Origin of the sequence: Streptomyces sp. NBC_01707 (assembly GCF_041438805.1) — a bacterium.
GTDB lineage: Bacteria > Actinomycetota > Actinomycetes > Streptomycetales > Streptomycetaceae > Streptomyces.
Map to the genome: position 1 here is coordinate 4,978,426 of NZ_CP109190.1, position 20,660 is coordinate 4,999,085.

The window sequence follows — 20,660 nt, forward strand, 5'->3', positions numbered from 1 at the left end:
CCGTAGACGCGGGGCCGTTACGGATTGACGGATTCACGCGGGAAAGCGGCGGTCGACCCACCTCCCCACAAGCTCCAGGGTGGCCGCCGCCACCACGGCGATACCCACCGCGGCCCACGGCTTCCTCACCAGCTTCAGCGCGAAGAAGTCCTGAAGCCAGGGCGCGGCGAGCACCAGCAGGAACGCCACGCCCATCGCAGCGACGAGGCAGATTCGCCACCAGGTATACGTCGGGCGCTGATCGCGCGCACTGCGCGTCCGGGGCCGGGCGGTACACGTTCGTTCGAAGTTCACCGGACACGCTTATTGTCTGGGCGCCGTCTCCCGTGAATTCGAGCCGGGAGTTGCCTCTCTTCCACTTCCCTGAGGACTTTCCGCATGACGCGATCTGCACGCACCCTCTCCCGCCGCGCCCGAAGACGCGCGGCCTCCGCCTCGGCCGCCCTGGCCGCCCTGCTCCTCGCCACCCCAGCCGCCGCTCACGCCGTCCCACTGCAGGCGACGGGAGCGCACACGGTGGCGTTCGCCGTGAAGCCGGGCAGCGGTGTCCCGATCGCCGCCGTCACGGTGTTCAACCGAACCACCTGGCAGGCATACGCACTTGGCGGCAACACGCGTACCACCCTGGCGCCGGGCAGCTACGTCGCCGTCGCGACGGCCGCGACGGGCAGCGCAGGCTACCTGATAGTGCGCACCTTCAACGTGTCGACGGCCGCACAGACCGTGACCTTCGACCCGAGCGCCGCCAAGAACGTCGTCCTGCACACCGACGACACGGCCGCTGAGCGGACCGGTATCCGCGCAACCCTCGGCACGGGCAGTTCCGGCACGGTGTCCGCACCCGTCGCCCGCGACCTGCGTGTGACGCCGTTCAGCGTGCCGGGGCTGTCCCTGGCCGTCCATGAGATGCAGCAGCGTGTGGGGAGTTCGCAGGCATCACCTACGCCGTACGTGTACGACCTGGAACACGTCTGGAAGGACACGCTGCCCTCGACGACCACGCTGAAGTGGAACCGCACCCAACTCGGCGCCGAGTCCGTCGTCGTGCACGGGCCGGGGACACGGGCACCGACCTTGCTGAACAGCACGTCGTGGGCGCCCGATCAGCTCAGCGCCCCGGTCACCGGCGCCGGGAAGTTCACCTGGTACGCCAGCCCGAAAGCGCACCTGATCGGCAGGCTGGAGTCCGGGACGGGCGGCTACGCACTGGGATACTACGACAACCCGGTCGGCCGGACCGAGACTCTCACCGTCGGGACGGCCCCGGTGCAACCGTCCCGCGGCTACACCACGCTCAGCGGAAATGTGCTCACCTCGGACGAAAACCTCCCTGGTGACCAGACCGGCGCGTACCAGAGCGACTTCGCCCAACTGTCGGAGAGCACGGTCCTGACACAGGGGGACAGGACCTGGACGGCCGGCGACCGGCAGCGCCTCACCACCGAGAACTCCCGAACGGGCCCCAGGAGTTCACCCTCGTCCACACCATGGTCGCCACCTCCGCCTCGTACCGGCTGTCCACGCGCACCCAGGACGTCTGGAGGTTCCGGGCCGATCCGTCCGGCAGTTCGGCCGCACCCCTGATCGACCCGGTCCTCGCGGCATCGGGACTGGACGCTTTCGGCCACGTGGGAACCGGGCCGGTCACCCTCTCGGTGTCCGCGACCAGCCGGCTCGGCAGCACGGCCGGTGCCGTCACCGTGACCGGCATCGCCTGGTCCGCCGACGACGGCGCCCACTGGACCGACCTGCCCGTGACCGCAGGGCCGAGAACGGGCACCGCCACGGCACGGCTGACGGCTCCCGCCACAACTCCCTGGGTCTCGCTTCGGGTCACCGCCACCGACGCGCTCGGCAACACCGTGACCCGGACTCTCACCCGCGCCTTCGGTGGCCCCGCAGCCGCGCCCGAGGGACACACCGGGGCGCTGGCGATCAGCAACGTCAACATTGAGAACGTCGCGCTCGTGGCCACGGGGAACCAGGAACTGACCGCTGATTACACCCTGACCGACCCGTCCGGTACGGCCGCCGCTGACCTCGTGTTGTACCACGGCTCCTACGACCGCCCCACCGGGATGCTCATCGAGCCTTCACGTCCGGTCTGCACCCCGCTCTCCGCGAAGGCCCAGCGGTGCACGGCCACGCTGAGCACGCAGGACCTGCTCCGCCTCGGCGCCGCCAACGCAGGTACCTGGCACCTCGCGGTCGTGGCCGACTCGGCGACGGGCCACGTGGAGGACCATGACGTCGCAACGGTGACCCTGGTACGCAAGGCTCACCTGAGTACGGTCGACGTCACACCCGAGCCCGTCACGAAGGGCGGTCGGATCACCGCGACGGGGACACTGACCCGCGACGACTGGGACGGCACCACGCCCTCCGGATACGCCGGGCGCACGGTCAAGCTCCAGTTCTGCAAGGGGACGTCGCCCTGGACGACCGTGGCGACGGGCACCACCGATGCCGGCGGCAGGGTGCGGATCGGCGCCCCGGCGCCCTCCGGGAACGGCAGATACCGCCTCGCGTACACCGGCGACCCGGGCGGACCGACCCTGTCGGGCACGGACGGCGTCACCGTGCGCTGACCAGCCGCCTCACCCATCACCCAAGGCCCCGACCCGCCACCCCGCCCCGGCGGGCGGGGCCCTCCGCGTGGCACCCGCTCGCGGGTGCGTACCGGCGGCGCCGGGCGGAAGGCGAGCACAGCGACCCAAGGTGGCTGCCCGGCCAAGTTGCTTCGGGATGAGGGAGTCCCACGCCATAGCCGTCCCCGATTCGTGCAGCAGTCCCTTGCTCGGCCTCGCCGCAGCCCTGTGCTGCTACAAGCGATACGCCCGCCTCACCACATAGGACACCGTCTTAGTCTGTCCAGCCGATATGTCCACGGCGGCAGCCTTGTAGAGGGCTCCGGATCGACCACCCGCACTCCACGGTCGACCAATTCACCACCAGAGAAGCCTGCGTTGTGGACTCCCATCCCGACCGTCTTCGACCCGGGCGGACCCGAACAGTCGTGGCCCAGGGCGCCAAGGTCATTCGCACAGTGGCTAGTTGAGTGGGCTGCACGGGTGCGGTGATCTCGTCGAAGCCGTGTTGGTGGATCGTCAGGATGTCGTCGGCGAGCTCCGGGCCCATGGCTGCGACGCGTACTCTCCTGGCGCGGTCACGCTTGCCCCGCCGGGGCGATCTCGTCGATGAGACCGCGGATGCGCCTCTCGATCTCGTCGCGGATGGGGCGGACAGCGTCGACTCCTCGCCCAGCCGGGTCGGGGAGCGCCCAGTCGAGGTAGCGCTTGCCGGGGAAGACAGGGCAGGTGTCGCCGCATCCCATCGTGATGACCACGTCCGATGCCCGGACGGCCTCCACGGTCAGCACCTTGGGCGCCTCCGCCGAGATATCGATGCCCAACTCCGACATTGCCTCCACGACCGCGGGGTTGATCGTGTCGGCGGGCGCCGACCCGGCTGATCGCACCTGTACGCGGTCGCCCGCGAGGTGGGTGAGGTACGCGGCGGCCATCTGGGAACGCCCGGCGTTGTGGATGCATACGAACAGCACGGACGGACGCTCGGCAGGGGTGCTCATGACAGGTGCCTTTCCGGGTGGAGTTGGGGTTCGCCCTGACGAGGGACGGTGCCGGCCTCAGCGGGTGCCGGGCGTCCGAACACCGCAGTCATCAGCCCCAGCCCCAGCGCAGCGCCGACCAGTTGGGCCACGATGAACGGGCCGAGCGAGCCGGGTGCGATGCCGGCGAAGGTGTTGGTGAAGGCCCGGCCGATGGTGACGGCCGGATTGGCGAACGAGGTGGAGGAGGTGAACCAGTAGGCCGCGCCGATGTAGGACGCCACGGCGACGGGGCCGAAGTGGGCGCGGCCGGTGCGGGACAGTCCGAAGATCAGCAGGACAAGTCCGGCGGTCGCAACCACCTCGCCCAGCCACAGGTGGCCGGCGAAGCGGTCATGGGCGGACCACTGCACAACGGGCCTGCCGAACATGGCGTCGGCCACGAGGGAACCGGCGATTGCTCCCGCGATCTGGGCCGGGACATACGCGGCAACGTCCCGTGCGGTCAGCCCGTCACCGCCGCGGCGGCCGGTGAGCCACGCCCCGAGCGTGACCACCGGGTTGAAGTGGGCGCCGGAGACCGGCCCAAGCAGCGCAATGAGCACGCCCAGGCCGAAGACCGTGGCCAGCGAATTGGCCAACAGTTGCACACCGACGTCCCGGGTCAGCTCGGTGGCCTGGATTCCGGAGCCGACCACAACCGCGACCAGGGCGGCCGAGCCGACGGCTTCAGCGAAGGCCCGGCGCCCCAGGGGGGCGCTCACGTGGTCGTCTCAGCTGTCTGCGACGTCTTCAGGAACGCGGCGAGCCGGTCGAGGGTGGCGGGCAGTGCCCAGTAGTAGACCCACGTACCCCGCCGCTCGCAGTCGATCAGGCCGGCCTGGCGCAGGAGCTTGAGGTGATGCGAGATCGTCGGCTGGGCCAGGTCGAAGGCCGGGGTCAAGTCGCACACGCAGACCTCACCGCCCGCCCGTGAAGCGATCATCGACAGCAGACGCAGCCGTACCGGATCGCCCAGCGCCTTGAACAGCTTCGCCAGCTCCACGGCCTGATCCTCGTCCAGGGGCGCGGACACCAGCCCCGGGCAGCACGCGCCGTTCTCGTCGCTCTGCCCGATCACCGCAAGCTCTTGATTCGACATGCTTCTATATTGACACCCTTCGATTCAAGTCGCAAGCTTGCATCGACAGACATCAATGCAAGTCGATAGGAGCCCCGCCATGTCCCGTGCTCAGCTCGCCCTGCGCGTCAGCGACCTCGAAGCATCGATCGCCTTCTACTCGAAGCTCTTCGGCGCCGAACCGGCCAAGCGGCGCGAGGGCTACGCCAACTTCGCCATCGCCGAGCCCCCGCTCAAGCTCGTCCTGATCGAGGGCGAGCCGGGACAGGAAACCCGCATGGATCACCTCGGCGTCGAGGTCGAGACCGTCGAACAGGTCAACGCCGCCACCAGCCGCCTGAAAGACGCCGGCCTGGCTACCTTCGAGGAGAACGACACCTCCTGCTGCTACGCCCTCCAGGACAAGGTGTGGGTCCACGGCCCCGGCCAGGAGCCCTGGGAGGTCTACGTCGTGAAGGCCGACGCCGACGCCCTCGGTAAGAGCGCCGGCGTTCACGCGACGGGCGACGGATGCTGCACCGGCCAGGCCGCGGAAGAAGCCCCGGCAGCAGCGGGCTGTGCTTGCGGTCAGTGATTCGAACGATTGGCTGGAGGCCCTGTCGCCTAGAGCGGGAACTCACAGGCGCTTCGGCTACTCGCGGAGGCTCCGACCACCGGACGCCGGAGTCGGCATCCCGCAGGTCGGACCACAACTCGCGCCACCCCGCACCTGAAGCGGATGGCGCAGGTTCGAGTCCTGCCGGGGCCCTCGAGTCCTCCCGGGGCCCCAGCGTCAAGGGCCCGGACCGATCACGCTCCGAGGCCCATGGAGAACAGTTCGGTGTCATATGAGCGGCCGGTCCCGCCGAACAGGCAGGGACCGGCCGTCGTCCGCAGGGATGCACTCACCTGGTCAGTGGGTGAAGGGACCGCTGAGCGTGGTGTACGGCAGCTTGAGCGAGATCACGGTGTACGACTTCGAGCCGGTGCCGATGGTCCCGGACGTCGAGCCCTTCAGCATGTGGACAAGGCCCGACCGGGTGCTGTCCAGCCAGTCGTTCGTGTCCACCATGAGGTCGGCGCGGCTATCCCGGGTGTAGTCGGTGAGCTTGAGGTTCCGTCCGAAGTAGTCGTCGTTCTCGACGGCGCCCGCGACACCGGAGGTGTTCTGGTCGTACGCCTTGGCTCCGGTCCCGGACAAACCTCCTGCACGGCCGAGCAGCACCGTGACCATGCCACCCTGGCGCTTGCCCGCCAAGTCCTCGCCGGGGGCCCCGATGGCGAGGTCCGCGTATCCGTCGCCGTTGACGTCGCCGGCGGCGACGGCGGCACCGAAGTAGTCCTCGTTCTCCGAAGCGCCGGGTACGCCCGCCGTGTCCTGAGTGAACTTCACCGGTTTGCGTGCCGTGTTCGGCCCGGCGGAGCCGCCGTACTGGACTGTGACGTAGCCCCGTTCCCCGTCCGGCTGCTCGTAGCCGCGGCCGATGGCGAGGTCGCCGTAGCCGTCCTTGTCGAAGTCGCCGATGGTGGTTATGGGGCCGCCGCCGATCTGGTGACCGGCATCGTCGGGCACGCGCATCTCACCGGCGCGCCGGATGAAATCGCTGCCCCCGCGGTGGAAATAGGCACGCAGGTCGACGTCGGCGTAGCCGTCTTGGAGATCGCGGCCAAGGATGTACAGATCAGTGGCGGCATCGGCGGTGACCCGGCCTGCCACCAGCTGGGAGGCGTCCAGATAGCCGTAGCCGTCGCCGAGGGACTGCCAGCCGCCGCTTCCGCCGGTGCGGGTGAACGGGCCCTTGAGCAGGACGACACCAGCACGGCTGCCGCTGAGAGCGGTGAGGTCCTGGTCACCGTCGCCGTCGAAGTCGCCGGCCACGACGTCCAGCCCGAACCGGTCCCCTTGGCCCGGGTACTCCGACGCGACGGGCGAGTGGAAGACAGTGCCGGAACCGAGGCCCTTGGCGCCGCCCCAGACGACGGTCAGCCCCCCGCGGTCCTGGATGTCGCCGACGTCCTCGCCCGGTGAGGCGACGACCAGGTCGGCGTAGCCGTCGCGGTCGAGGTCGGCGCTGGTGGCGGCGAATCCCCAGTCGTCACCCTGCTCCACCGCGCCGGGTATGCCGGTCGAGTCCTGATGGATGGTCTGGACTCGTGTGCCGAGGCCGGTCGACGTGCCGTAGACGACGGTGACCCTGCCGTCCTTGCCATACGCCCCGCCGAGCATGACGAAGTCGCGGTATCCGTCGCCATTGAAGTCGTCGGCCAGCTTGGCGGAAGCCGCGACCGCCGAGGGGGCAGCGACGAGCGGGCCGCAGACCGCTGCCGCCAGCGCCGTGGCGATGACGAGGACGATACGTGTGACGCGCATGGTTCTCCGTTGTCCGATAGTGGGCGGTGGCGCTTGAACTGCGATCTTCGACATGTACGGACGCCCAATGGTTGTACGTCAATGACGGACGTGGTCGCTGTGCGGCGGCGTCAGCCGTCTGTAGGGCCGTCCGAGGCCGCGCGCCACCATCCAGCGGCGACCACAACGACCATGTCTCCCCCTGCCCACACCACCCCGACCGGCATTGACCCACCTCACCGAGACCGGAGGCAAGACCCCGAGGATCTGTATGCGTCATGCAGTATGGGGATCGATCTGGAGCTGCGTTCATCGCGGCTGATGCGCAACTGGCGCAAGTCCAGCGCAACACCCCTGCGGAGCTCTTACGGGCACGGCGCCGCGTTGGCCGATGCACTCGGCATTGACTGTTCGGCAGCCTACGACGATCCATGTGAGGCGCTACCCGGCCTGTCGCGGCATGCGGGCCGGGTGTCCAACTGCGCTGCAACGGCCCCGCACCAAGGCACACAACCGCGGACGCTCGCAGACGGTCCGCCCAGCTCACGAGTGGCTTGGCCGCAGGTCGCAGGGTAGCCCGCACTGCTTCGGGACGATGAGGTCCGCGCCCCATCCTCCACGACGGATGCCAGGCGCGTGTCCGGCCTGATCCTTCAGGAGCAACCGCAGGACCAGGTGTAGGCGATGAACAGGGTGACCACGGCGAACGTGGCCGCCGCCACGCCAGCCAGCCGCCCGCGCCGCCCCGGCCTGGCGGGACGAAGCAGCTCCCAGCCGCCATAGCCGACGAAGGCCAGCAAGGCACCCCCTGCACCCCCGGTGGCAAGCGGACTGCGCTCCCATCCCCAGACAGACGCCAGAGCAAGACCCACCGCAGCAAGGCAGGCGACCACCGTCAGCACTACCTCTCCGGCGAGCTCCCCCAGGAGTTCTTTCAAGAACGAGCCAGTGCCGCGGATCACGCGTAGGACACGACTTCGAGCCACACGAACAGCCACGCACCCCCAGAGCCAGTCTCGAATGATCGGACTCTACGAAATCGCGATGCGTCGGGGAAGAGCGATCAACGCCATCTGTTCAGTAGCGGAGTACCGCGACCACAGCGTCCAAGCACGAAGGCCGGCGACCAACAGCGCCCGGCAGCGACCTCAACGACCAGATCTCCGATCCACTCCGAGCTACGGATCAGAAGGCCTCTGATATCGACGGCTGACCTCGACGACGCCGGACGGGGCGTACGCCGGCATCTCTGTCCGGTCCGGCCCTGACACCAGTCACCGGCAGCGGCCGGAGCGGACTCGGATCGAACTCCTGGAGCGGATGTCATCGCAGCACGGAGCGCCCTCCCCGGGCCGTCTCGGGCCTGAGCCGCCGTGCGCTCGTGCCCCCCTTGCCTTCACACGTGCCGTGGCCTGCCATTACTGTTCCGCTGCTGCCGTAAGGACGACGCATACGATGCCGTCCCTTCGCCTCAGGGGAGAGGCCCGGTGGCCTTTCATTCACTTTGGGGGCACATTGAACATGCTTACGCGCCGCAGATCTGCGGTGCTTGCGACCGTCGCCGCGCTCGCGGCCGGTCTCGTTGCCGGGCTTCCGGGACCAGCCACTGCCGTCACCGGCGGTTGGCCGGCCGTCGACGGCAGACTGCTGTACACCGACGTGGGCGGCGTCCAGATGGGCGTCGTCAACCCTGACGGGTCGTCGCAGTCCCTGTTCTACTTCACCGGAAACCAGGGCGCCTGGTCCGCCGACGGTAGCCAGATGGCCTACCTGAACCCGGACGACGACCACATCCGCACGGAATGGGCCGGCCAGGAGGAAACCGGCGCGGACATCCCCATGCCGGCGGGCAGCGGCTGGCATCCGGCCGACCCGACGTACTGGTACGACGGCGGCGACATCGTCTTTGCCGCCGCGGGCCGACTGCGGGTGACCGCGGCCGACGGCAGCCAGGCACCCAGGTCGCTGTTCGACACCGACGTCGACGGCTGCGATTCCAAGCCCAGCGGCGCGGTCAACGGCATGCTGGCCTTCGTACGCACCGGTACGAGCTGCGCCACCATCGGCACGCCGGCCGTGTGGGTCCACAACGGCCGTACCGGGGCGTTCACGAAGCTGGTCAGCAACGCGGACGAGCCGAGCATCTCCCCGGACGGCCAGGCGGTGGCGTTCACCCGGACCGTCGGCGGGCACAAGCAACTGTTCACGATCAACACCGACGGCAGCGGGTCGACCCAGGTCACCACGGGCGCTACCGACCACAACCGACCCGCCTGGTCGCCGCAGGGCAACCGGATCGCCTACGACATCCGCGTCTCCGGCAGCCCGGACGTCCAAGGCGGCCCGCAGGTGTGGATCCACGACCTCGGCACGGGCACGGAGACGCGCGTCCCCCAGGGCGAGGGCACCGATGTGGCCTGGCAGCCGATCAGGAACAACGCGGTCTCCAGGGTCTACGGTTCCGACACCTACGACACCAACATCACGTCGTCCAGATGGACATGGAACACGGTAGGCAAGAGCGCGCCCGGCCTGACGACCGCAGGCGCGGCCGTCCTCATCAGCAAGTCGTCCTCCGCCTACGCCACCACCGCAAGCTCGCTGGCCGGCAAGAAGCGCGGTCCGGTGCTGATGACCTCCGGCACAGGCTTGGACACCTCGGTACAGACCGAGTTGAAGCGCATGCTGCCCAAGGGCAAGACGGTCTACCTGGTCGGCGGCACCAGCATTCTCAGCAGCTCGGTGGCATCCAAGGTCACCTCGCTCGGGTACGTCGCCAAGCGGCTGTCCGACGTCTCGCGCTACTCCACCTCGGTCGCCATGGCCAAGACGATCACCAGCGCGCCGAAGTACGTGTTTCTGGCCACCGGAACGGATTACCACAACGCCCTCGCGGCCAGCTCCGCCGCGGGCTCCATGGGCAGTTCAGGGACCGCCGTCGTGCTGCTGACCGACGGCTCGACCATGACCGCGTCCGTCTACGGCTACCTGAACAAGTACAGCCCGAGCACGACGAAGATCATCACAGTGGGGGTCGACGCGGAGTCGGCACTGCTCAAGGCGTACAAGGCCGGCAAGATTCCGCACTGGCCCAGCAAGTACAGCTACTACCGTCTCGGCGGCAGCGCGGAGGCGACCGCCAGGCAACTCGCCGAACTGTGGTGGTCGCTGCCGTCGGATGCCGCGGTGGCCTCCATGGACAGCTGGCGTGGCGGGGTCTCCGCGTCGTCGGCAATGACCACGTACGGTCCGCTGCTGTGGACCGACGTCACCGCGCTGCCGTTCTCCACCAAGGACTACCTGATGCGGACGTCGGCGAGCGTGAACCACGTGGCCGTCTTCGGTGGCTCCAGCTCGGTCGACGCATCGGTCCTCGCGAAGATCGGTTCATCCATCAGCGTGAGCGACCACTACGCCTACACCCCTTACTACAAGGGAGCGGCCCCGCAGAACCTGGCCGCCCAGCCACTGGCTGCCGGGAGCAACAAGCTCGCTCCGAGCCCCGATCTCGCTCCTCTCGAAGTGACTGCCCGAAGGTAACGCCCTTTGCCTGGGCCGCAGACGGCTGCGGCCCAGGCACGGCAGTAAGCGGCCGTGAAGCGCAGGCGCCCACCGATCATGCTCATGGCCGGAGACCAGTGAGGCCACTGACTACGACCGAGGCGCCCGTCTCACCTTCGGTCTCGATCAGCTCGGAGCTCAGCCGGCCCTCGCGTCACTTCTTCGGCACTGATCCAGTTCCCTACGCCCGGACTCTTCGCAGCCAAGTAGCGCACCGACAGAGGCCGGCCGTTGGCCACATGGTCCGGCCCCCACGGTCGCGCCCGACTGTCGTCAGTATCGGTGGCCGGGCCAGTGCGGATCCGTCCAGCGGTCCTCGTCGGTGAGTCCGAGCAGCCGTATCCGGTGCTGCAGATCTGCCGATGCGCCCGACTCGTGGAGTCGCGCCGCAGCATGGCCGAGGAGCCAGGCGACCAGTTCGGCGCGCATCTCCTCCTCGTCGTGCTCGTACCAGCCGACGTGCCACGGCAGGCTGTCTCCCAGGAGCTCGTACTCCCATTCCGTCGCCGCCTCGGCGAGGCGGCGGTCGCTGAGGTCGCCGGTCCGCTTCTCCCATTCGGCGAGCCAGGGGCCGACCGATCCGGACGCCTCGGCACACATCACGAAGACCTGGTGCGCCGGGACGACGGCATCCGGATCGGTGAGGCTGTGCTCCCACCAGGCATGCAGGAACTCGTGTACCGAAGCGGCGTGATCGTCGGGCCACTGCTGCCAGCGGCCGCGGGCGAAGGAACACCCGGCCACTTCCAGTCCGAACAGGGGTTCCGCGCGACCGGTGACCAGGACCGCGGCGAACTGCGGCAGGATGCGGCGCAGCACGGACGCGTGATCGGTCCAGTCGATGGCTTGCCAGGTCCGGCGCAGAAGATCCGGCTCCAGCTCCACGTCCGGCGTCTTCAGAAGGGAGAGCTCCTGCGCACTGCCCCAGTGGCACTCGCAGTTGTGCTCGTCCGGATGTGCGGTCATGCCGTGGAAGGTGACGGCGAGGTTGTCCAGCGCTGCGCTGAGGCGGCGGTGTGCGGGATGGTCGGTGAGATGCATGCTCGGCCCGGCCTTCGAGGACTCCGTACGGCTTCCGCCGGCCGAAGGTCGCCACCTTACCGGGTGACGCAGGCCGGTGGCCGGCGGCCGGGGACAGGTGCGGACGGCGATGAGCCGACAACGGCGGTGTGGCAAGCACCAGGACGAGTGCCATCGACGCGCCGGACGGCAGCATGCCCGCCCGAGCTGTCACGGCTGGCGCCACCGAGCGACGACTCGCCGGACTCGAGGGTTGATCGAATGCCCGAAGCGGTGCTCGCGCCTCGGGCTGTGCCGTCTCATCTCTGAACCACCCGGGGTGACCGACGTACTTGGAGTTCACCGCGTCGCGGACCGTCGCTGCTCGAACTGCGTTTCCGGTCGGACCATCCGGAAGCAGCCTTCTGCGGGAGCCCGCGCATGCCGTGGCCGCCGTCATCGGCGAGTCGATGTCCCGAAGCTGTGGCGTCCCCGCGCTACTGGCCGATCGACGTCGATGTGAGTTGATGCCACCGGGACGCCGCGACGGCCGGTGACGGGCCGCCCGGCACGCGTCGCTCCGGCCGCGCTCCGTTCAGGTGTGTCGTCCTCGCCGGTGCCTGACCAGGGGGAGGAACAACCGGTCCACGATTTCCTCCAGGTCGGCGTCGGTCGGGGTGCGACGGGCCATGAAAAGGTCGTGGAGGACCAGTACCACCGGCAGCGTGACCAGCCGGTCGGGGAGGGGCTCCGCAGCGTCGATTTCGCCGCGCCGGGCCGCCCGGTCCAGCACCGTCCGCATCCGGTCGCGCCCCGGGCCCTGGTTGCGTGCCGCCAGATATGCGGACAGTTCCGTTGCCTGCCCTTCCTCGGCGGCGAGCACTTCGCGGACGGGGGCCAGTTCCCGCATCCGCCTGACGACGAGACGCAGCAGGGCCAGTACGTCGCCGCGCAGGTCGCCGGTGTCGGGTGATTCGTCCGGCAGGGGCGGCGCCTGCCGGCCCAGCGCGGCCAGGACCAGCTCCCGCTTCGACGGCCAGCGACGGTAGAGCACCGGGCGGCTCGTGCCGGCCCGGTCGGCCACGGCCTCGTACGTCAGCCGCTCGTAGCCGACCGCGACCAACTCGTCCCAGGCCGCTTCCAGGAGCGCGGCCTCCAGCTCTGCCCCTCGGCGGCGCTTACGCGTGAACTCTTTAGACACGTCATGTATCTTAATCCTCACGGTAAGATACGCAGTGACTCTTATTGGAGGCGTCGGCCATGCGCGGCAAGGGCATCCACTACGACACGGGCACCTTTCCCAACGGCGACAGCTCCCGCCCCGGCTTCGACCCCCGGGTCGTCGAGCGGGAGATGCGGGTCATCGCCGAGGACCTGCACTGCACCGCGGTCCGCGTCACAGGCGGCGACCCCGACCGGATCGAGACCGCGGCCGGGTACGCCGCGGCCGTCGGCCTGGAGGTCTGGTTCTCGCCGTTTCCCTGCGAGATGACGAACGAGCAGATGCTGCCGTACTTCGTCGACTGCGCCGAGCGGGCAGAGCGGCTGCGCCGCGACGGCGCCGACATCGTCCTCGTCACAGGCTGCGAACTGAGCCTGTTCGCCCGCGGATACCTGCCCGGCGACACCTTCGACGACCGCATCCCGGTCCTGGCCGGCCCCGGTCGCGAAGCTGCGCTCAAGGGCATCCCCGACCTCGTCAACGCCTTCCTCGCCGAGGTCGTCACCGCCGTTCGGCCCGTCTTCGGCGGTCCCGTCAGTTACGCCTCCTGCCCCCTGGACGGCGTGGACTGGAGCCCGTTCGACATCGTCGGCCTGGACGCCTTCCGGAGCCTGCGCAACGCCGCCACGTACCGCAACGACCTGCGCAAGGAGTTCGCCCACGGCAAGCCTGTCGCGATCACGGAGGTCGGCTGCTGCACCTTCCGCGGAGCGGGGGACTACGGCGGCTCGGGCTGGTACGTGGCCATGGAACCGGACGGCGTCACGCCCAAGGCGGACCTGGTGCGGGACGAGAGCGAGCAAGTCCGCTACCTCGACGACCTTCTGCCCATCTTCGAGGAGGAGGGCGTCGACTCCCTCTTCTGGTTCAGCTTCGCCGGCTTCGGCACCCCGCACCGCTCGTCCGGACCGGACCCGGACCTGGCCTCCTACGGCGTCGTCAAGATCCTCGATGAGGAGAGCGGCGTCCCTGCCTCGGCGCGCACCTACCCCGACCTGCCCTGGGAGCCGAAGGAAGTCTTCCACGCGCTCGCGAACCGCTACCGGGCCGTCGGGCAGCAACGCACCACCGACCAACACCCGCAGCAGTCCGCACCGTTCGCGCATACACCGAGCCGAGGACATCTGAGCTCCGGCTGCATCAGCGCACGAAACAGCCGGAACCGGAGCTGTTCATCGCTCTGTTGAAGGGCGGGCTGGATCTCGTCCCGACCCGTCGGCCGAGCAAGTCGCTCAGCTCCTCGTCCAGTTGGCGGCCGCGTGCGGCCTGCCGACCGACTCGCTCATGGGCCCGCGGCGAGACCGGCCTCCCGGGCTGCCCGTGGCCGACGACGAACGGTCCCTTCTCTTCTGTGCCCGGTGGGTCGCCGGCCGCAGACCGAAGGCCCGTTCCTCGACAGCCGAAGGCACGCCCGCCCTCCCCGGCCTTCGGAGCCCGTGCGCGTTGTTCACCAGCTGATTCGGGCCGCCACCGGCAGGTGGTCGCTGCCGGTGGCCGGCATCACCCACGAGCTCTTCGGCTCAACGCCCTTGGTCAGGATCTGATCGATCCGCGCCACCGGGAACTTCGCCGGCCAGCTGAAGCCGAAGCCGTCCCCGGCCGCGTCCTGGGCCGAGTGCAACTGGGAGGTGATGCCGTCGAACGCGCGGTCGTCCATGGTGCCGTTCAGGTCGCCGAGCAGCACCACCCGCTCATTCCGCTCGGTGGCGATGGCGTCGCCGAGCGCCTGCGCGTTCCTGTCCCGTGATTCCGTCCAAAAGCCCGCCCGGGGATTGACCCGTACGGACCCCAGGTGGGCCACATACACCGCCAGCGGCCCCTGGTCCGTGGTCACCGTGGTCCGCAGGGCACGGTTGTAGGCCAGCTTGACGTCGGCCGACTTGGTGGCCGCCAGCGGGCCTTGGTCCATCTTGACGTCGACCGGCCGGGTGTCCGACAGCGGCAGCTTGCTCCACAGCCCGACCGTGCCCTGCACCGTGTGGTACGGGTACGCCTTCGCCAACTCCTTCTCGTACGTGCCCCGGGCCTGCTCGGTCAGCTCCTCCAGTGCCAGCACGTCCGCCCCTGAGGCGGCCAGGTCGCGGGCGGTACCGACCGGGTCGGGGTTGTCGGCGCCGACGTTGTGGCCGGCCACGGTGAGGTCGCCGCCCGAGTGGGACCTGTCGCTGAGCAGCCCGCCGAAGAGGTTCAGCCACACCACGACCGGCAGCAGCAGCACGACCACCGCGGAGGCGGAGCGGCGCCACAGCGCCCCGGCCAGCAGCACCGGGATGAACAGGCCGAACCACGGCAGGCAGGTCTCCGCCAGGCTGCCGAGGTTCCAGATCCGGTTCGGGATCTCCGCGTGCAGCAGCATGAGCAGGCCGAGCAGCAGCGCCGACGCCGCGAGCACCGGTCCGCGCTTCCAGGGCCCCGGTCGGGAGCCGCTGCGGATCGCCCGCCGGAAGCGCGCACGCCAGATCCCGGCGCCGGCACCCCGGCGGACGTCCGCGCGCCCGGTACCGGAGTCGGTATCCCGGCAGCCGCCGCCCTGTCCGGTCTCCGCCGTGTCCACCCGCGCCATGGTCCGTCCTCGCTCACTGCCACTCGCTGCTGCACCCTCGGCTCCTGGGTGGGGTCGGCAAACATACGCGGGCAACCTGTGGGTCCGCTCGGCGATACCGCTCCGGTGCACCCGCATCGTGCATACCTCGACCGCAACATTGGCCGATCCGACAAAGACAGTGAGCCGACAACGCCCTGGGGCGAGCCGCATGCCCAGACACCTCCGTCCTGGAGAGGCGGGCACGGACGGCAGCCTGGACAACGGAGTTGACGCCATGCGCACCTCCGGGCCCCGCCGGGTTCCCCGGCCCCGATTCCACTCGCCGTTCGGAGGAGCTCGCGACGAGGTCGGACGGTCCGGACGTCCGGCGTTCTCCGCGTGGGCGAGGCCGTGGGCGGCCTCAGCGCGATCTGCCGGCCTTCCTGCTGGGCGAGCCTGTCGCCCGGCATCGCGATCCCCTCCGTGAGCCCTTGCCGCCTCCGCATAGCGTTCACTCTTGATTCATTGCAATGAATGGATAGTAGTCGTTGCGTTAGCCGCTTGAACCGTTGCAACGATTTCCCTGAACTGACCAGCGCTGATAGGGATTATGCGCAACAAGCCTATTGAAGGAGTCTCGAACGCAACGTAGCTTTTCCATCATCGGAAACACCGAACCGAAGGAGAGCACCATGCAGAAGTTCGACACTCTCGCCCCGATCTCCGCCGTCCTGGTCATCCCTGCGGGGCGGATCCAGGTCATTGCCGCCGACCGGGCCGACACGGTGGTCGAGGTCCGGCCTGTGAATGCTTCGAAGAGCCGGGATGTGAAGGCGGCGGAGCAGACCACGACCGAGTACGTGGACGGAGTCCTGCGGGTCGAGGTCCCGGTGAAGAACCAGTACCTGGGTCCGTCGGGGGCTGTCGAGGTGACTGTTCAGCTGCCTGCCGGGTCCCGCATCGAGGCGAAGGCGGCCGGTACCGAGTTCCGGGCCGTCGGCCGGCTCGGTGACATCGTCTTCGACGGCGCGTACCACCAGATCAAGATCGACGAGGCCGCGGGTGTCCGCCTCAGTGCGGTCGACGGTGATGTCGAGGTCGGCCGGCTGGGCGGTCCTGCGGAGATCAGTACCGCCCGGGGTGACATCCGGATCGCCGAGGCCGTGCACGGCAAGGTCGTGCTCAGCACCCAGTCCGGCGACATCTCCGTCGCCGCCGCTGCCGGGGTGTCGGCCTCCCTGGACGCCGGCACCTCCTACGGCCGCGTCAGCAACGACCTCAAGAACGACGGCACCGCCGAGCTCGCCATCCACGCGACCACCTCCCAGGGCGACATCACCGCCCGCAGCCTGTGACCGCAGCCTGACCCGCAGCTTCCAGAAGGAGCACCACTCATGACCAGCTTGGCCATCGCAGCGAACGGGCTGCGCAAGTCCTACGGCGACAAGGTCGTCCTCGACGGCATCGACCTGAACGTCCCGGAAGGCACGGTGTTCTCCCTGCTCGGCCCGAACGGGGCCGGGAAGACCACCGCCGTCAAGATCCTCTCCACTCTCGTCAGTGCCGACGCCGGCGAGATCCGCGTCGGCGGCCACGCCCTGGCCGACGACCCGCAGGCCGTACGGGCCGCGATCGGCGTGACCGGGCAGTTCTCGGCTGTGGACGGGCTGATCACCGGCGAGGAGAACATGCTCCTCATGGCGGACCTGCACCACCTGTCCAAGGGCGAGGGGCGGCGGGTCACCGCCGAGCTGCTGGAGCGCTTCGACCTGGTGGAGGCGGCGAAGAAGCCCGCCTCGACCTACTCCGGTGGCATGAAGCGCCGTCTGGACATTGCGATGACGCTGGTCGGGAGCCCGAGGATCATCTTCCTCGACGAGCCGACCACCGGCCTCGACCCCCGCTCCCGGCACACCATGTGGGGCATCATCCGTGAGCTCGTCACGGGCGGTGTCACCGTCTTCCTGACCACCCAGTACCTGGACGAGGCCGACGAACTCGCCGACCGCATCGCCGTCCTGAGCAACGGGAAGATCGCCGCCGAAGGCACCGCCGACGAGCTGAAGCGGATCGTCCCCGGCGGCCACGTCCGGCTCCGTTTCACCGACCCGGCCGCCTACCAGAGCGCCGCCACGGCCCTGCGTGACGTCAGCCGGGACGACGAGGCACTGTCGCTGCAGATCCCCAGCGACGGCAGCCAGCGCGAACTGCGCTCCATCCTCGACCGGCTGGACTCCGCCGGCATCGAGGCCGACGAACTGACCGTGCACACCCCCGACCTCGACGACGTCTTCTTCGCCCTGACCGGTACCACCACCATCCCCAACCAGACCAACCAGCCCAAGGAGACAGTCCGATGAGCTCCCTCTCCCTCGCCGTACGCGATTCGTCCACGATGCTGCGCCGCAACCTCCTGCACGCCCGCCGCTACCCGTCCCTGACGCTGAATCTGCTGCTCACCCCGGTCATGCTGCTGCTGCTCTTCGTGTACATCTTCGGCGCTGCCATGAGCGGCGGCGCGGGCCGCTCCGCCTACATCGCCTACATCGTCCCCGGCATCCTGCTCATGACCATCGGCTCCACCGTCGTCGGCACCGCGGTGTCCGTGTCCACCGACATGTCCGAGGGCATCATCGCCCGCTTCCGCACGATGGCGATCCACCGTGGGTCCGTGCTCATCGGCCACGTCATCGGCAGCGTCCTGCAGTCGGTCGCCAGCGTGGTCCTCGTCGGCGCCGTCGCCGTGGCCATCGGCTTCCGCTCCACCGACGCCACCGCCCTGGAATGGCTCGCGGCATTCGGACTGCTCGTGCTCTTCGCCCTGGCCCTCACCTGGATCGCCGTCGGCATGGGCCTGATCAGCCCGAACGCCGAGGCGGCCAGCAACAACGCGATGCCGCTGATCCTCCTCCCGCTCATCTCCAGCGCCTTCGTGCCCATCGACGCGATGCCGGGCTGGTTCCAGCCGATCGCCGAGTACCAGCCGTTCACCCCGGCCATCGAGACCCTGCGCGGCCTGCTCCTCGGCACCGAGATCGGCCACAACGGGTGGCTGGCGGTGGCCTGGTGCCTGGGTCTGGCGGTACTCGGCTACTTCTGGTCGGCCTCGAAGTTCAACCTCGACCCCAAGTAACCGCCATGGCAGCGCGGGCCACCTCCCGCAACTCGTCCCGCCCCAGGGCGGCGTACTCCGACACCACGTCGGCGTGCGCCGCCCTGTTCGCGTCAGACGGGGGGTCAGACCGCGTGCCCGAAGGCGCGCAGCCGGGTGAAGGAGGATTCCAGCCCTCGCTTCAGCAGCCGCGCCGCCGGCCGTTCCACGAGGCGATGGACCAGCCAACTCAGGACCAGGAAGCCGGCGATGACGAGAGCGACCAGCAGCCGGGCGTCCATGGCGTCGTGCAGGCGGCTGATCAGCGTCGTTCCGATGGCGTAGTGCATCAGGTAGAGCGGGTAGGTCAGGCAGCCCGCGGTCACCAGCCACTTCCAGCGGATGTGATCGGTGAAGCCGAGCGCGACAGCGACCATGACGAGCAGGAACACCGTGAAGATCAGCACGGATCCGCGCCAGCTGGAGACGCCTTCGTACGCGACCCGCAGCCCCAGCTCCCGCTGGCCCATGAGCAACGCCAGGGTGAGGATGCCCCACAGCAGTAGGTCCTGGCCGAAGCGGTGCACGAGGTAGAGGGCCAGACCCGCGATGAAGTACCAGGCACCGCTCGGGTCGGCCACCAGCACCAGCAGCGGGAACTCGGACACGGGGGCGAGCATGGCGGCCGCGCCCCACACGCAGCAGAACACGACGACCCTGCGGTAGGTCAGCCCCATGGCGACCATGACCATGAAGAGCAGGTAGAACCGCAGCTCCGACCAGAGGGTCCAGTAGACGGCGTCGACGTTCGCCACGCCGGAGCCCGACTGCAGCATCGTCAGGTTGAGCAGGATGTCCCGCCCCTGCGGCCGCCCCCACACGCCGGGCAGGGCGACCAGGACGGCCACGGTGAGGGCCACGGCGACCCAGTACGCCGGGTAGAGGCGAATCACCCGGGAGACGAAGAAGTCCTTCGGAGTTCGGCCCCAGCACGACATGCAGATCACGAAGCCGCTGATCACGAAGAAGATTTCCACGCCGATCCAGCCGAATGACGCGAAGCGGAACACCGTGGGCATGATCTCGGACACCGGCCGGCCCCAGAACGCGTTGCCCGGCTGGTCGACGCGCGAGGTACCCACGTAGTGGTGCAGGGCCACCATCAGCGCGGCGACCAGACGTATGCCGTCGATGACGTACAGCCGGGGCAGCGCCCGCCCGGCGGTGACGGCCTTCCGCGCCGGGCGACTCCGCGGCGATGGCTCGGCCACCGCGACGCCACCTTCGAGCGAATCGACGGCCGGAGGAAGCGGTTGCTGATACCTGCCCTGCATCACATCTACGCCATCCTGACAAGTGGAAGCGACGGAACCCGGGCCTCGCGGGCCACAGACAGCGCACGCTACGTCCGTGAAAAGCCGCCCAGTTCGGACAGGGGAAGATAATTCCGGCATTTGAGAGGTGACCTCCGGAAGACCCTCGCGTACACGCCATGCCACGTTCTCCGTCACTTCACCCACCGAGCATGCACCCCTCGCGGATTACTGGTCCTCCGCGGCTTCACGGCGATCCCGTACGAGCGGGCCGCCGGACCGCCCCGCCCGGCCATTCGCGGCCCAAGTGCGCGGCCCTGGCATGAAGCTGTCCTGCACCGTGCAGCATGTTGACACCGAAGCCTCTGTATCGGACGCCGCACCGCTGGCATCGTTTTCCCCGCAAGCACGGTCCGGTGAATTCGGGGGAATCAATGACCGCCAATGCCAGGCGCACTTCGCAACGTGTCATCCATTTTGCCGCGCCGTCTTTCTCGGCCGAAATTCCCTCGTTCGCCGCACAGTTCGTTCATCCGGCGCACGACCCGGTGAACGGGTGGCAGTGATCCGGACCGTAACGAGAGAACAGGGGAGAACATGAAGAAGGCAATCGCCGCCGCCGGTATCGCGCTCGGTGGTGCGGCTCTGGTGCTGTCCGTCCAGGGCTCGGCCCAGGCCGCTCCCGCGGCACCGGTTCTGCAGCAGGCGTCCGTCACCAAGGGCGGCCCCGACGCCGCTCCCATGTGGATCGGCTCCGTCGCCAAGATCGCCCAGAAGGCGTATGTGCACGGCAAGGCGGCCGCCGGCACCACCGCCCTTCGTAACCAGGTCGGCAACATGACGAAGATCGCCAGCCTTGGCTCGGCCCCCAAGGACGGCGTCGCCGCCGGCACCCGGTCGGCAGAGACGATCTTCGACAAGTGATGGCACACC

Annotated in this window: 18 protein-coding genes and 1 pseudogene; 9 read left to right on the forward strand and 10 right to left on the reverse strand. The window is 69.0% G+C overall.

Annotated elements, in window-relative coordinates:
• Positions 1-33 precede the first annotated feature (33 nt).
• Positions 34-228, reverse strand: a pseudogene (locus OG963_RS22360) (hypothetical protein); the annotation flags it as partial.
• 150 nt (positions 229-378) lie between these two features.
• Here OG963_RS22360 and OG963_RS22365 point away from each other — a divergent pair.
• Positions 379-1,584 carry a hypothetical protein gene (locus tag OG963_RS22365; protein ID WP_371799374.1) on the forward strand — a complete coding sequence of 402 codons (1,206 nt, stop codon included), beginning with the start codon at positions 379-381 and terminating at the stop codon, positions 1,582-1,584.
• The gene (locus OG963_RS22370; protein ID WP_371799375.1) at positions 1,488-2,588 is read left to right on the forward strand and encodes a hypothetical protein; all 1,101 of its coding nucleotides are present in this window, start codon (positions 1,488-1,490) and stop codon (positions 2,586-2,588) included. Before OG963_RS22365 ends, OG963_RS22370 begins: the two co-directional genes overlap by 97 nt.
• Before the next feature lie 578 nt (positions 2,589-3,166).
• On the opposite strand, the gene OG963_RS22375 is transcribed toward OG963_RS22370, so the two are convergent.
• From OG963_RS22375 to OG963_RS22385, 3 genes are read right to left on the reverse strand one after another with little or no spacing between them, the layout of a single operon-like run.
• Positions 3,167-3,589, reverse strand: coding sequence for an arsenate reductase ArsC (locus tag OG963_RS22375; protein ID WP_371799376.1), 423 nt, complete (start codon positions 3,587-3,589; stop codon positions 3,167-3,169).
• Positions 3,586-4,332: an MIP/aquaporin family protein gene (locus OG963_RS22380; protein ID WP_093773589.1), complete on the reverse strand. Its 747-nt coding sequence runs from the start codon at positions 4,330-4,332 to the stop codon at positions 3,586-3,588. The genes OG963_RS22375 and OG963_RS22380 overlap by 4 nt, the downstream gene beginning before the upstream one ends.
• Positions 4,329-4,709 (reverse strand): helix-turn-helix transcriptional regulator, encoded by a 381-nt coding sequence (locus tag OG963_RS22385; protein WP_093773591.1) that lies wholly within the window; start codon positions 4,707-4,709, stop codon positions 4,329-4,331. The genes OG963_RS22380 and OG963_RS22385 overlap by 4 nt, the downstream gene beginning before the upstream one ends.
• A gap of 79 nt (positions 4,710-4,788) precedes the next feature.
• Here OG963_RS22385 and OG963_RS22390 point away from each other — a divergent pair, with 79 nt between their 5' ends.
• The gene (locus OG963_RS22390) at positions 4,789-5,262 is read left to right on the forward strand and encodes an ArsI/CadI family heavy metal resistance metalloenzyme (protein ID WP_093773593.1); all 474 of its coding nucleotides are present in this window, start codon (positions 4,789-4,791) and stop codon (positions 5,260-5,262) included.
• Positions 5,263-5,580: 318 nt separating this feature from the next.
• Here the strand turns inward: OG963_RS22390 and OG963_RS22395 are convergent, their stop codons facing one another.
• Together OG963_RS22395 and OG963_RS22400 are read right to left on the reverse strand one after the other, a co-directional pair.
• Complete coding sequence (locus OG963_RS22395; protein ID WP_093773595.1) at positions 5,581-7,038, reverse strand: FG-GAP and VCBS repeat-containing protein; 1,458 nt, start codon at positions 7,036-7,038, stop codon at positions 5,581-5,583.
• A 632-nt stretch (positions 7,039-7,670) separates the two neighbouring features.
• Positions 7,671-7,955 (reverse strand): hypothetical protein, encoded by a 285-nt coding sequence (locus OG963_RS22400; protein ID WP_319740360.1) that lies wholly within the window; start codon positions 7,953-7,955, stop codon positions 7,671-7,673.
• Between the two features lie 607 nt (positions 7,956-8,562).
• On the opposite strand from OG963_RS22400, the gene OG963_RS22405 reads away from it, so the two are divergent.
• Entirely contained in the window at positions 8,563-10,557 is a 1,995-nt protein-coding gene (locus OG963_RS22405) for a cell wall-binding repeat-containing protein (protein ID WP_176902176.1), read from the forward strand.
• A gap of 294 nt (positions 10,558-10,851) precedes the next feature.
• Here the strand turns inward: OG963_RS22405 and OG963_RS22410 are convergent, their stop codons facing one another.
• Both OG963_RS22410 and OG963_RS22415 read right to left on the reverse strand, forming a co-directional pair.
• Entirely contained in the window at positions 10,852-11,619 is a 768-nt protein-coding gene (locus OG963_RS22410; RefSeq protein WP_093773601.1) for a hypothetical protein, read from the reverse strand.
• 553 nt (positions 11,620-12,172) lie between these two features.
• Positions 12,173-12,778 (reverse strand): TetR/AcrR family transcriptional regulator, encoded by a 606-nt coding sequence (locus OG963_RS22415; RefSeq protein WP_093773603.1) that lies wholly within the window; start codon positions 12,776-12,778, stop codon positions 12,173-12,175.
• Between the two features lie 59 nt (positions 12,779-12,837).
• Here OG963_RS22415 and OG963_RS22420 point away from each other — a divergent pair, with 59 nt between their 5' ends.
• Entirely contained in the window at positions 12,838-13,986 is a 1,149-nt protein-coding gene (locus OG963_RS22420; protein ID WP_371799377.1) for a hypothetical protein, read from the forward strand.
• 260 nt (positions 13,987-14,246) lie between these two features.
• Here OG963_RS22420 and OG963_RS22425 read toward each other — a convergent pair whose 3' ends face one another.
• Positions 14,247-15,362 (reverse strand): endonuclease/exonuclease/phosphatase family protein, encoded by a 1,116-nt coding sequence (locus OG963_RS22425; RefSeq protein WP_093931194.1) that lies wholly within the window; start codon positions 15,360-15,362, stop codon positions 14,247-14,249.
• Positions 15,363-16,015: 653 nt separating this feature from the next.
• On the opposite strand from OG963_RS22425, the gene OG963_RS22430 reads away from it, so the two are divergent.
• Genes OG963_RS22430 through OG963_RS22440 form a run of 3 tightly spaced genes read left to right on the forward strand, consistent with a single transcriptional unit; the run spans position 16,016 to position 18,456 of the window.
• On the forward strand, positions 16,016-16,678 hold the full coding sequence (locus tag OG963_RS22430; protein WP_093773609.1) for a DUF4097 family beta strand repeat-containing protein: 663 nt from the start codon (positions 16,016-16,018) through the stop codon (positions 16,676-16,678).
• 39 nt (positions 16,679-16,717) lie between these two features.
• Positions 16,718-17,683, forward strand: a complete 966-nt coding sequence (locus tag OG963_RS22435; protein WP_371799378.1) for an ATP-binding cassette domain-containing protein — start codon at positions 16,718-16,720, stop codon at positions 17,681-17,683.
• Entirely contained in the window at positions 17,680-18,456 is a 777-nt protein-coding gene (locus tag OG963_RS22440) for an ABC transporter permease (RefSeq protein ID WP_093773613.1), read from the forward strand. Before OG963_RS22435 ends, OG963_RS22440 begins: the two co-directional genes overlap by 4 nt.
• A 104-nt stretch (positions 18,457-18,560) precedes the next feature.
• Here the strand turns inward: OG963_RS22440 and OG963_RS22445 are convergent, their stop codons facing one another.
• On the reverse strand, positions 18,561-19,748 hold the full coding sequence (locus OG963_RS22445) for an acyltransferase (protein ID WP_093773615.1): 1,188 nt from the start codon (positions 19,746-19,748) through the stop codon (positions 18,561-18,563).
• A 576-nt stretch (positions 19,749-20,324) separates the two neighbouring features.
• Here OG963_RS22445 and OG963_RS22450 point away from each other — a divergent pair.
• On the forward strand, positions 20,325-20,651 hold the full coding sequence (locus tag OG963_RS22450) for a hypothetical protein (protein WP_093773617.1): 327 nt from the start codon (positions 20,325-20,327) through the stop codon (positions 20,649-20,651).
• Positions 20,652-20,660 lie beyond the last annotated feature (9 nt).